At 64.4% G+C, this 12,416-nt stretch carries 11 protein-coding genes; all 11 read right to left on the bottom strand.

Annotated elements, in window-relative coordinates; genetic code table 11:
- Positions 1-181 precede the first annotated feature (181 nt).
- Positions 182-1,153, bottom strand: a complete 972-nt coding sequence (locus FXB41_RS07105; protein ID WP_219680875.1) for a quinone oxidoreductase family protein — start codon at positions 1,151-1,153, stop codon at positions 182-184.
- A gap of 25 nt (positions 1,154-1,178) precedes the next feature.
- Positions 1,179-2,174 carry an NAD(P)H-dependent flavin oxidoreductase gene (locus FXB41_RS07110; protein ID WP_219680879.1) on the bottom strand — a complete coding sequence of 332 codons (996 nt, stop codon included), beginning with the start codon at positions 2,172-2,174 and terminating at the stop codon, positions 1,179-1,181.
- 1,045 nt (positions 2,175-3,219) lie between these two features.
- On the bottom strand, positions 3,220-3,870 hold the full coding sequence (locus FXB41_RS07115; protein WP_219680882.1) for a hypothetical protein: 651 nt from the start codon (positions 3,868-3,870) through the stop codon (positions 3,220-3,222).
- A 69-nt stretch (positions 3,871-3,939) separates the two neighbouring features.
- The gene (locus FXB41_RS07120) at positions 3,940-4,140 is read right to left on the bottom strand and encodes a hypothetical protein (protein ID WP_007608336.1); all 201 of its coding nucleotides are present in this window, start codon (positions 4,138-4,140) and stop codon (positions 3,940-3,942) included.
- Between the two features lie 172 nt (positions 4,141-4,312).
- Positions 4,313-5,029, bottom strand: coding sequence for a hypothetical protein (locus FXB41_RS07125; protein WP_246648682.1), 717 nt, complete (start codon positions 5,027-5,029; stop codon positions 4,313-4,315).
- Positions 5,030-5,090: 61 nt separating this feature from the next.
- Positions 5,091-6,497 (bottom strand): coiled-coil domain-containing protein, encoded by a 1,407-nt coding sequence (locus FXB41_RS07130; RefSeq protein ID WP_219680888.1) that lies wholly within the window; start codon positions 6,495-6,497, stop codon positions 5,091-5,093.
- 302 nt (positions 6,498-6,799) lie between these two features.
- Positions 6,800-7,585, bottom strand: a complete 786-nt coding sequence (locus tag FXB41_RS07135) for a fumarylacetoacetate hydrolase family protein (RefSeq protein ID WP_007593344.1) — start codon at positions 7,583-7,585, stop codon at positions 6,800-6,802.
- Positions 7,585-8,604: a 2-dehydropantoate 2-reductase gene (locus FXB41_RS07140; protein ID WP_007593343.1), complete on the bottom strand. Its 1,020-nt coding sequence runs from the start codon at positions 8,602-8,604 to the stop codon at positions 7,585-7,587. The genes FXB41_RS07135 and FXB41_RS07140 overlap by 1 nt, the downstream gene beginning before the upstream one ends.
- 104 nt (positions 8,605-8,708) lie before the next feature.
- A complete protein-coding gene (locus FXB41_RS07145; RefSeq protein ID WP_007593342.1) occupies positions 8,709-9,134 on the bottom strand; it encodes a CBS domain-containing protein in 426 nt (141 codons plus the stop codon).
- A 176-nt stretch (positions 9,135-9,310) separates the two neighbouring features.
- On the bottom strand, positions 9,311-10,633 hold the full coding sequence (oxlT, locus tag FXB41_RS07150; RefSeq protein WP_007593337.1) for an oxalate/formate MFS antiporter: 1,323 nt from the start codon (positions 10,631-10,633) through the stop codon (positions 9,311-9,313).
- 256 nt (positions 10,634-10,889) lie between these two features.
- On the bottom strand, positions 10,890-12,176 hold the full coding sequence (gene oxlT / locus FXB41_RS07155; protein WP_007593335.1) for an oxalate/formate MFS antiporter: 1,287 nt from the start codon (positions 12,174-12,176) through the stop codon (positions 10,890-10,892).
- Positions 12,177-12,416 lie beyond the last annotated feature (240 nt).

A 12,416-nucleotide genomic window follows, 5' to 3' on the forward strand; every position in this document is an offset into this window, starting at 1 on the left:
ATCAAGCGACGATCCACAGGCGTAGACGCTAGTGAGTTGCAGGAGCGATGACCCCCCTGGTTTTGTAGGGTGGGCAAAGGCGCGGAGCGCCGTGCCCACCATCTTTCGGGGACGCTGACACATTGTGGGCACGCTTCGCTTTGCCCACCCTACGAGACCGAGGTCTTTGGCCCCTCGAATGTTAAGGCAGCGTCACGACGATCTTGCCGAGATGCTTGTTGGCCTCCATGTGCTCGAACGCCTTGTCGATGTCGTCGAAAGCGAACACCTTGTCGATCGGCAGCTGCAGTTTTCGTGACTCGACCGCGCCCCAGATGTCCTTCTTGACCTCGTCGAAGATCTCACGGATCTCCGCGATGGTGCGGGTGCGGAAGGTGACGCCGACATAGTCGATGCGGCGCGCCGCGTGCAGGTCGAAGTTGAAATCGGCATGGGTGCCGCCGAGCCGGCCGACATTGACGATGCGGCCTTTTACCTTCGTCGCGGCGAGGTTCTGGCTCGCGACCTTGCCCGAGACCTGGTCCACGATGAGGTCGACACCTTCGCCGTTCGTCGCCTTCAGCACCTCGTCGACCCATGTGGGGTCGGAGGAATCGACCGCGAGGTCGGCGCCATACTCCTTCAGTCGGCCGCGGCGAGCCGCATCGGTCGAGGAGCCGATCACCAGCCTGGCGCCCTTGAGTTTCGCAATCTGCATCGCCATCAGGCCGACGCCGGAGCTTGCGCCCTGGATCAGCACCGCTTGCCCGGGCTGCACGCCGCCGATGGTGACGACGGCGTTGTGCATGGTCGCGAGCGCGACGGGCAGGGTGGCGGCTTCCTCGAAGTTTATGTTCGAGGGCGCGCGGAACAGCCGGCCGTGGTCAGCCAGCGTGTATTCGGCAAACGCCGCGCCGCCCGAGCCCATGATGCGGTCGCCGACCTTGACGCCTTTGGCATCCGGTCCAAGCGCGGCGACCTCGCCGGCCCATTCCATGCCGAGCACGGTCCCAGCACCGCCGGCCGCGCCATGGGCGTGGCCCTTGCGCATGCCGGTGTCGGCGCGATTGAGGCCACAGGCGCGGACGCGGACCAGCACCTGCGTGCCTTCAGGCTTTGGTTGAGCGACGTCGGAAATCGTAGCGCCACCAGGGCCGTAGACATAAGCCTTCATGTGTTGCTCTCGCTTCTTGCAGTGATTATTCCGCAGCCTGCGCTGTCGGATGAACGATCATGCCTTCGAGCCGGCTGCGGATGATCGCCTCCGCTTCGCGCACGATGCGGGAGATCAGTTCGGCGCAGGTCGGGATGTCCTGGATCAGGCCCTGGACCTGGCCCGCCGACCAGATGCCTTCGTCCGAGTTGCCGGTCGCGTAGACCATCTTGCCGCGGGCGCCCGCGACAAGCTCGCGGATGTCCTCGAACTTGGCGCCTTCCTTCTCCATCGCAACGACCTTGGTCGAGATCTCGTTCCTGGCGACGCGGGAGGTGTTGCGCATGGTGCGGAAGATCAGCTCGGTCTCGCGCTCGTCATTGGCGACGATCTTCTCCTTGATGAGCTGATGAATGGGGCTCTCTTTCGTCGCCATGAAGCGGGTGCCCATGTTGATGCCTTCCGCGCCCAGCGCCAGTGCGGCGACGAGGCCGCGGGCGTCGGCAAAGCCGCCGGAGGCGATCATCGGGATCTTGATCTTGTTGGCGGCGGCCGGGATCAGGATCAGGCCGGGGGTGTCGTCCTCGCCGGGATGGCCGGCGCATTCGAACCCGTCGATCGAGATGGCGTCGACGCCCATGCGCTCGGCCGAAAGCCCGTGACGGACGCTGGTGCATTTGTGCACGACCTTGACGCCGTGCTTCCTGAACTCGTCGACATGCTCCTGCGGCTTGTTGCCGGCGGTCTCGACCACCTTGATGCCGCTCTCGATGATGGCGCAGCGATATTCGGCATAAGGCGGCGGCTTGATTGCGGGCAGGATGGTGAGGTTGACGCCAAACGGCTTGTCGGTGAGATCGCGGCAGCGGGCGATCTCCTTCCGGAGATCCTCCGGCGTGGGCTGGGTCAGCGCCGTGATGAAGCCGAGCGCTCCGGCATTGGCGACGGCGGCGACCAGCTCGGCGCGCCCGACCCATTGCATGCCGCCCTGGACGATCGGGTGCTCGACACCGACGAGCTTGGTGAACCGTGTCTGCAGCATGATCTGTTTCCTCCGCCTGTGTGGCGCTCTGTTATCGTTTGATGGCGGCAGGATGCCGCCCAGGTCGGGAAAAGTCTATTGGAAGGGCGTGCGGTGGAGGCGGGGCGATCATGCGGGGAGTGCGGGGATTCCGCAGGGCGGATAATTGAGGTGGTAGCACCGGGCGCACGAGGGTTTTTGTGCGCCGCTGCTTCAACACCGACGGAGGATGAGGAGCTTTCGGAGACCATCAACTTGCATTTTCTCGCAAGGCACGCCTTCGCCCTCTCGCGGCGTATTCCGCCCGAGCTTTGCTTGGTCGCATCACCCTTGCGGTAACAAGGGCGCAGGGAAGGCCGGGCGCCGGCTGGCACCCGCAAGTCCGTGCGCCAAAGGAATGCACACGGGGTGGACCACAGGTCAGCCAATCGCCCGGCCTTCCCTGCGCGGTGGTTTACGGCTTACTTCGTGCTCTCCCCGGGGAGCGATGCACTATTGCCCCCGTCGCCCCGCAGATGGCTGACGCGTCCGCCCGGTCGGGCAGCACGCATCACTACAGGACTTGACGCACAGACCCCGGGCGTCAGGACCACACGACTTCGCCGTCCGCGCACGTCCTCGCTGGGCCTTCGAGAGCTGGCGTGTGCTCGCACCCGAAGCCATGCGAAGACGCTGTCGGCGCCGTGTCGCAGGCGCGAAAGCCTGTGCTCACGGTTTCCCGCCCTGCAAGGCTCCCCGCGCTCGACGCCGTCGCGTCCATCGCTGCCTAACCCGCGGTTCGTGACGATCGCGATCCGCCCCTTGTCCCGGGTCAGGGTGTGTCGTAGATACGACAAATCCGAATTTCGGTAAAGTGGAATATTTTGACGGGCGGGGATTGACAGGCGGCGCGGGAAATTTGCGCGGGTGTTTTGCCCGACGGGCACTCCGCCAATCCATCGTGCCCCAATTGCTTCGGCATCGTCATTACGAGCGCAGCGAAGAAATCCAGACTCTACCCGTGGAGGGACTCTGGATTGCTTCGCTGCGCTCGCAATGACGGCGTCGCGTGGTGCGCCCTGGGGGGCTACTCCGTCGACAGCCGCACCATCTGGCGGTCGCCGTTCATTTCCTTGAGGCTGTTGACGAAGTTTTCGGGGCGCTGCCAGCGGTAGGGGACCTTCAATCCCATATACTCGGCGATGTCGCCGATGAAGCCGGTGCAATTGGTGGTCTCCGCGTTCCAGACCGGCGAGCTCGCCTGCAATTTCTTGATATAGGCAAACACGCGCTTGGCGTCGGCTTCGTTCAGATAGACGCGGTAGTTCGCGGTCAAATAGTCCGGGTCGAGATCGCCGTAGCTCGCGCCGGTCTCCGCCGGCACCCAGGTGAGGTGACCGAGCACATAGGCCCAGGTGTCGCCGGCGGGCGTGAGCCCTGCCACCTCGACGGCGCGCTCGCTGGTCTTGCCGTACCAGACGAACGCGTGGCCCCAGCTCGCGGCCGTGCGGGCGCGGAAATCGACGTAGTACGGACCTTTCTCCGCGCGCGCGACTGCGCGCCGCGCCGTTTGCGGCGCCGGCCGTGATGCGGTCTCGGTGGTGGCAAGCGCGTTTGCCTCAGCAACGCGCTTGTTCGCTTCGTGGGCGGAGGCCGAGGGTGTCGTGCACGCGAGCATGGCCGCGAGCGCGAATCCCGCAAGGATGCAGGGTCCCGATCGATCAGGTTTGTTCGTCACGCCATGCCCCTCGACTGTCGGCCACTCACGCAGAGTCAACGCTTGCTTCTGCGCGTATTTCTCTGCGCGTCAGTAGCGCGCCGCGACGGGGCCGGGCGCCTTGCCGATCGGGGCCTTTCCAACCGGGCTCTTGCCAATCGGCATCTTGCCGATCGGCGCCTGCTCGGAATAGACGGGAACGGGCTGGCGGCGCGGCAGATCCGCAGCATTCGCAACCGTCACCAGAGCAAGCGTAGCACCCACGACAAATACAATCTTCTTCACAGTCATACCCCTAGAAGGTTTGGTCCAAACACGGCACCGCCGTGCCCCCAGACACGCCTCACAGAAGGGCGGCCGAATGCGACCACAGTGCGGCATCCGCGCGACATGTTGGCGGCATCTGCCGGGCGCGCCGAAATGTGATGTGTCTGAATGTTTCGCCCTCGCGCCGCTCGTTCGCTCAGTGATCGGCGCTGAGGCGGAAATGCATCTCGATCTTCGCCGGTGAGGGGTCGCCCGCCACGCGCCAGGGTGAAAAGCCAGGGGTGGGATCAGGATCGGAGGGGAGATCGATCGGCCAGCTCTGCGTCGGCGAACCCGGAAGCGTCAGGCTAACGGCGCGATGACGCGTTTTGTACGACAACGACGTGGAGGCAATGATCGCTTTGCGCTCGCCTTCATGCGCGCGCCAGTTCGGAGGCAAATCGGCATTGGCATACCCGGTCGCTTCCTCGACCTCGATGTGCACATCCTCCGCCTTGTCCGGCAGCGTCATGCCAGCGGGAAGGCGAAACTCGATGTGGAGCGTCATGTAGCCGTGACTGAGATAGGGCGAGCGGATGAGTTCGTACCAGCCCCAATAGCCAAGGATTGCCGCGATGAGTAGAACAGTGAGAGCAAAGGGTGCGGAGAGCCGCGTGGTGCGGTGAGGCGTGGTGTCGGAGGTTTCCGCGGGCGGCTGTGGCGTTGCATTCCGGACCAGGCCGAAGCGCACGAACAGCCAGATGCCGGCGATCAGGCCAACCACACCGCCGATCGGACCGATGTCGAAGAAGGCGCCCATGGCGATGCCGCCATCGCGGTCTGGCCCGGCCAGCGCGATCACCAGTGCGGCAAGGGCGAACCAGCCGGCGAGCGCGCCGAGCAGGGCGGAGAGGAGGCCGAGGATCAAGCGCATGTCCGGATTGGTCGCGCGGATGGGGATCGCGGTTCGAACCATCCCGCGGGATTGATGGCCTTCACCCGATCCGGTTGAGGCTGTTCCGGATCGTCGAGAAGATGCCGCCGATGTCTTTTCGCAAGCCGTCGAGCGCGTTGAAATTGTCGAAGATGCGGGCGATGCGGTCTTCGACCTCGCGCTTGCTCTTGGTCAGCGCGTCGACGCGCGAGGCGAGGGTGACGTCGCCGCTCGCCTCAATCTCGCCGACGGTTTTGGCGAGGAGATCGCGCGTGGTACCGACGTCCGCGATCATGGCTTCGATTCCGAATACGGGCGCCTTCAGCGGGACGAGGTCAGCCTGCGACTTCGACAGCTCCGCCTTGAAGGCGTTCAGCGTCGCCAGCGTTTCCTGTAACGCGCCGAGGCGCTGGCGCGACTGGAGCACAAAATCGTTCAGCGCATTCTGGCGGTCGACAAGCGTCTTGCCGTCGGCGTCGGTCTCGACACCGGCCAGCGAGCGCTCGAGTTGGGCCTGGCGCTGGCCGAGCTCTTCGAAATCGAGCCCGATGCCTTTTAGGATGTGGAAGCTGTCGTCGATGCGGGCCAGGCGCTGCTCGATCTCGATCTTGTTCTTCGACAGCGTCTCGACGCGGGCGCCGAGAGGGGCTTCGCCGCCGGTTTCGAGCTCGTCGACGCTCTTGGCGAGGCGCTCATGACCGAGGCTCAGCTCGCCGATCAAGGCATTGAGGCCGGCGTCCGACGCGCGCAACGGCACCAGCTCGGCGTGGGACTTCGCCAGATCTTCCTTGTACTGGTTCAGGGTCGCAAAGGTGTTCTGGACCGTGCCGACCCGGGACAGCAGCGTCGATACGTCGCGCGCGATGTCCTTCAGCCGGTCGGCGAGGTTGTTCTTGCGGTCGTCGGTCTCAAGGTTGTGCAGCGAGCGTTCGAGCTGGTTCTGGCGGTCGCGGATCTCGGTGAAAACCGGCTCGACGGCGCGGCGCTGCTCGGCGACCTTGCCGACCATGTCGCGCAGGTCCTGCTGGCGCCGGCGGATTTCGGCGAGCTGGTCGTGCATGTCGGTGGATTCGTTGCGGCCCCGCTGCAGCAGGGCCCGCTGCTCGGTCTCGCCCAGCTTATCGTGCAGGGCGGAGACGGCCTCCCGCGGATCGCTCTCGATCAGGTGCCGGACGGTGGCGTCGAGGTGGTTTTGCAGGGCGTGGGCGACGACGACGTCCTCGCGGGTCTTCTTGAGGCGGTCGCGCAACGTGTCGAGGCGCCGATCCTGGCGCGAGAGCCGCCAGGCGGAGGCGCCGATCAGTGCCAGCGCCAGGGCCAGGATCGCGCCGGTCGCAAACCGCTGCGGGACAGGCAGGCCTCCGAACCAGACAGGCAGGTGGCCGATATCGTAACCGAGCGCCTGCTGGGCGAAGATCGCAATGGCAGTGAGCAGAACAAACCAGGCAACCAGGAAAAACAGCCACATCGTGACTTCCTCACGCCGGCACACATTATCGCCATAATTGCTATTGGAGAGCGGAACCGAGATCAAGGGCGGCGGAGGCTTGCCGGACAGGTCCAGTCGCACGATCCACGGCTGAATGCGTCAGCCGATCGGTGGAGCGCGGGTGTGGAAGTTGCCGGGTTTTCCTCCGCGGGGGCGCTGGCTCCCTCCGCCGTCATTCCGGGACCCGCGCAGCGCGAGCCCGGAATCCGTTGAACTGCAGTCTCTACCGCCCAATGGATTCCGGGCTCGGCGCTGCCCGCGCCCCGGAATGACAGAGTGCCCTACAGCCGAAACTCGTTGGTCAGCTCGCCGATGCCCTCGATCGCGACGGTTACCGTGTTCACCGGCTCTTTCATCACGCCGACGCCGACCGAGGTGCCGACGGCAATGAGGTCCCCGGGGAGCAGGGTCATGTCATGGGAGATCCTGCTGACCAGCTCCTGCGCGGTGAAGATCATGTCCGATATCGGATAGTTCTGCCGCTCCGCGCCGTTGAGGATGGTGCGCACCACCAGCTTTGCCGGATCGAGACCGGTGGCGATGACGGGGCCGAACGGGCCGTAATCGTCGATGCCCTTGGCCCGTGCCCATTGCGGGAAAGTGGGATCGCTGGTCAGGATGTCGTTGGCGGTGATGTCGTTGACGCAGGTGTAGCCGAAGATGAAGCCGTCCGCTTCCGCCGGCGACACCCGCGCGCAGGTCCTGCCGATGACGATGCCGAGCTCGCCTTCATACGTGGTCTTGCCGTCGTAATAAGAGGGACGGCGGATCACCGCGCCGGGTGTCGTGATGCTGGTGGTGGCCTTCAGGAGGTAGAGCGGCTCCGGCGGCTCGGGCTGGTTGAGCTTGGCCGCGAGCGCGTGAAAATTGTTCCAGAGCGCGACGATCTTGCTGGGCACGCAGGGCGCGAGCAGTTCGACCTCCGACAGCGCCAGCGTTTTGCCGGTGGCTGCATGGCGGCCGAACATCTCGCCCTCATGCACGCTGATGCCTGACGAATTCAGCGTGCCGAAGCCGGTCGTACCGCTCTTGCGGAAGCGGAGCCAATGTTTGATCTCGCCAGCCATCACGCCACCGCCAGTGCACGCGGATCCGATGGCGTCGAGATGCCGTCGTAGAGACCGGCGATGCGGGCGCGCTGGGTCACCATCGCCAGCACGGAATCGAGCGCGGGGGTGGCGACGCCGGTGAGGCGGCCCATCTCCTGCACGACGGTGACGAGCGGGTCGATCTCCATCGGGCGGCCCCGCTCGAGATCCTGGAGCATCGAGGTCTTGTGCGCGCCGACCTTGCGGGCGCCTTCGATGCGGCGCTCGACGTCGACGCGGAATTTGACGCCGAACGTCTCGGCGATGCCTTGCGTCTCCATCATGATCGCGCGCGACAGCGCGCGAGTGGCCGGATCGGTGCAGATCACGTCGAGTGTTGCATGGGTGAGTGCGCTGATCGGGTTGAAGCAGACATTGCCCCACAACTTGAGCCAGATCTCGTCGCGAATGCGGTCGAGCACCGGCGCTTTCAGCCCGGCTGCGACGAAGAGATCGGCGAGGCGTTGCACGTCCGGGGTGGTCTCGCCGGAGGGCTCCCCGAGCGGAAAGTTGTTGCCGTAGACGTGACGGATCACGCCGGGCGCCTCGATCTCGGTGGCGGGATAGACGATGCAGCCGATGGCGCGCTCGGCGCCGATTTCGCGCCACTGCCGTCCGCCGGGGTCGATGCTCTCCAGCGTCGAATTCTCGTATTGGCCGCCATGCTTGTAGAAGTACCAATAGGGGATGCCGTTGACGGCGGTGACGATGCGGGTGTGGGGGCCGAGCAGCGGCTGCATCGTCTCGATCACGCCGGTGATCGAGTGCGCCTTCAGCGTGATGATGATATAGTCCTGCACGCCGAGCTCGGCCGGATCGTCGGTGCAGCGCGGATGCACGGTGTGCTGCTCCTCGCCCGCGAGCAGCGTCAGGCCGCGCTCGCGCATCGCGGCAAGGTGCGCGCCGCGTGCGACCAGGCTGACGTCGGCGCCCGCGCGCGCGAGCTGAACCCCGAGATATCCGCCGATTGCTCCGGCGCCGTAGATGCAGATCTTCATGGAATCCTCGCGAAGCAGCGGAAGCCGGATTTCGGGACGAAAGATCCGGTCCGGCTCGGAAGGCTCCGAGCCGGGTCCGGTAGTCGCAGGGGAAGTGAGGCGCTTTAAGCTGCTTGCGGCGTGCCGTTGATCGCTTCGTCCATGAAGGACGCGATGTCACGCATGCTGATGACCGAGACGAGGCTGTAATCGTCGATGACGGGCAGGTGCCGGATGTGATTCCGGTTCATGAGATGGCGGACGTGCTCGATCGTGTCGCTCGACGTGCAGGATACGAGCTGCTGCACCGAGACGAGCTGCGAGACCTTGACGTTGACGGCATTGGCGCCGTGCTCGGCGACGGCGCGCACGACGTCGCGCTCGGTGAACATGCCGACCGCGGTATTGCCCTCGGAGCGGACCACGTCCTTCACCACCAGTGCGCTGATATTGTTGGCGCGCATCAGCTTGGCGGCGATACCCACGGTTTCGTTCATTCGCACCGTGACAACGCGCGGTGTCTTCTTGCGCAGAATGTCTCCGACCAGCATTGCAACCTCCTTGGGTGAATGATGAAGCAAGTGTGGTATACATAATGCCAATCGTCAAGCACTCGATTTGGCTCATCCGAAAAATCTTGCGGCAGCAATGCTGACGTTTGCCGTAAGCCAAAAAGAAAGGGGCGCATCGCTGCGCCCCTGTCTCACCCGTGCAAGATGCGTGTTCGTTATGCCGTCTCGGTCTTGGCGTTCCCCGTCGCGGCGTTGGCGCTCTCGGCTTCCTTGCCGAGGATGAAGGAGCGGCGCATCGGCTTGATCACGAATAGCGCCATCAGCGCCGCCGTCGCGTTCAGTGCCACCGCGACCACGAACACGGCCTTCCAGCCGTACGTGGCCGAGATCACGCTCGCGAGCGGAACGAGCAGGGACGCCGTCCCCTTCGCCGTGTAGAGCATCCCGTTATTGGTGGTCGCGAACTTCGAGCCGAAGGTGTCGCCGCACGTGGCAGGGAACAACGAGTAGATCTCGCCGAACACGCCGAAATAGACCGCGGTGGCGAGCACGAAGACGACAGGCACGTGGCCATAGGCCGACAGCGTCAGCAGCATCAGCGCGGCGGTGCCGAAGGCGATGAACATGGTGTGCTCGCGGCCGATCGTGTCGGAGACGAAGCCGAAGAAGGGCCGTCCGAAACCGTCGAAGATGCGGTCGAGCGAGATCGCGAACGTCAATGCCGCCATCTGGAAGCCGGCGAGCGTGACCGGCGTGTCGGCGATCTTGAAGTCGTGCGCGATCGGGGCGATCTGCGCCGCGGTCATCAGGCCGCCGGAGGCAACCATGACGAAAACGAGATACATCACCCAGAAAATAGGGGCGCGCAGCACCTGGGGCGGTGTGAAGTCGATCTTGGTCTGCGGCAGATTGAGCTGCTTCTTCTTCGGCGGGATCGAAATCCGCGGCGGCTGGATGAAGAAGGCGAGCACGAAGACGATGACGCCCTGGCCGATGCCGAAGGTGAGGAACGCGTGCTGATAGCCGCTCGTTGCGATCATGGCGGCGATCGGCACGACGGTGAGTGCAGCGCCTGCGCCGAAACCGGCGGCAGTCGCACCGGCGGCAAGGCCCCGGCGATCGGGAAACCATTTCAGCGCGTTGCCGACGCAGGTGCCGTACACCGCGCCCGCGCCCATGCCGCCGATGATCGCGGCCGCGTAGAGCAAGGTGAGGCTATCGGCATAGGAGTTGAGAATCCACGACAGCGCGATCATGACGCCGCCGAACATGATGACGATGCGCGGGCCGTATTTGTCGACGAACCAGGCCTCGATCGGCACCAGCCAGGTTTCGGTGACGACGAAGATGGTGAAAGCGAGCTGGATCGCGGCGCGTCCCCAATGGTGCGCGTGATCGATCGGATCGACGAACAGCGTCCAGCCATATTGCAGGTTGGCGATCATCGCCATGCAGACGATGCCCATGACGAGCTGGAGCCAACGGAAACCTGTGCGAAGAGGCGCGGCTGTGACAGCGCCATCGGTGCTGGAAATCATCAAAAACCTCCCGAGCGCCTGTCTGGTTCGGCACCGGTCACAAGATGACCTGATGTCGCAATATTGTGGCTTATCGTCGCAAGCGCGATCGCGAGCTTGGTATACCATATCCCAGATTGCAAGCCTTATCTTGGCGGGCCGGCGACAAAATGCGAGTTCCGTTTGCAGCACGGCGGGATCGCGCAAGCTTCGCGCAAAACGAAGACGCCCGGCCGCGAGGCCGGGCGTCTTGCGCGAGAAGCGCTTTTGGAGTGCGTCAGACGGTCGATTGCGCGACCACGACCTTGCGCCAGGGCTTGAGCACCGCGATCGCCAGCGCCGAGGCCAGGATGTTGGCGCCGGCCGCGATGATGAACACGTTGTCCCAACTGCCCGACGACTGCTGCATGTAATTGCCGATCGGGACCAGCAGCGCGGCCGTCCCCTTCGCGGTGTAGAGCAGGCCGGCATTGGTGGTCGCGAACTTGGCGCCGAACGTGTCGGTACAGGTCGAGGGGAACAACGAGTAGATCTCACCCCAGGCGAAGAACACGAAGCCCGAGAGCAGCACGAACCAGAGCGGATCGTGGCCCCAGAGGTAGAGCATCCAGATGCCGATACCTTCCATCCCGAAGGCGATGAACATCGTGTTCTCGCGGCCGATCATGTCGGAGATCCAGCCGAAGAACGGACGCGTCAGGCCGTTGAGCACGCGGTCGATCGTGGCCGCGAAGGTCACCGCGGTCATCGTCACCGCCATCAACGTGACCGGCACGTTGTCGATCTTCCAGTCGGCCGCGATCGGCTTCAAATTGGCCGTCACCATCAGGCCGCCGGCGCCGACGATCACGAACATGAAGTACATCAGCCAGAAGATCGGCTGACGCAGCACCTCGGTCGGCTGATAGTTGCGGCGGCTCTGTTGCAGATTGGCGTTCGCCACCACGCTCGGCACCTGGCCTGCCTTCGGCGCCAGCAGGAAGAAGGCGAGGATGCAGATGATGATGCCTTGTCCGAGGCCGAAATAGAGGAATGTGGTCTGGAAGCCGCTGTCCTTGATCATGGCCTGGATCGGCGCGACGGTGAGCGCGGAGCCTGCACCGAAGCCCGCGGCGGTGATGCCCGCGGCAAGACCGCGCTTGTCCGGAAACCACTTCAAGGCGTTGCCGACGCAGGTGCCGTAGACGCCGCCGGCGCCGATGCCTGCGATGATCATGCCGAGATAGTAGCCGTTGAGCGTGGTCGCCTCCGCGTTGATCGCCCAGCCGGCGGCACAGAGCACGCCGCCGACCAGCACCACGATGCGCGGACCGTATTTGTCGACGAACCATCCTTCGATCGGCACGAGCCAGGTCTCGAACAGCACGAACAGCGTAAAGGCCCATTGGATCGACGCGCGATCCCAGCCGAATTTCTTCTGGATGTCGGGGACGAAGAACGTCCAGCCATATTGATAGTTGGCGATCATCACCATCGCCGCGACGCCAACCGCCAATTGCGTCCAGCGATATGTGTCGCTAACGCGCGCGGCTGTCGGGGCGGTTGCTTGCACCATGTCCGTCATAAAGCCTCCCGTGGCGCCTCTCATTTTTCTGCGAGCGCTGGAACGGCATTCTTGTATGCATTATGCCAAGCTTCAAGCGCTGGTCCGGTCACCGTGCGCAAATGCCGCAGCACCTTGCCCGGTGGCGGCTGTGACTCAGGACAGCACAAGTAGAAATGGCCCCGTCATCCGGGGCCATTCATCAAAAGTCGTATTCGAACCGATCTAAAACCGTGCCGCTGCGCGGCGGCGCGGGAAGGG

Source organism: Bradyrhizobium canariense, assembly GCF_019402665.1.
In the GTDB taxonomy this organism is placed as follows: Bacteria; Pseudomonadota; Alphaproteobacteria; order Rhizobiales; family Xanthobacteraceae; genus Bradyrhizobium; species Bradyrhizobium canariense.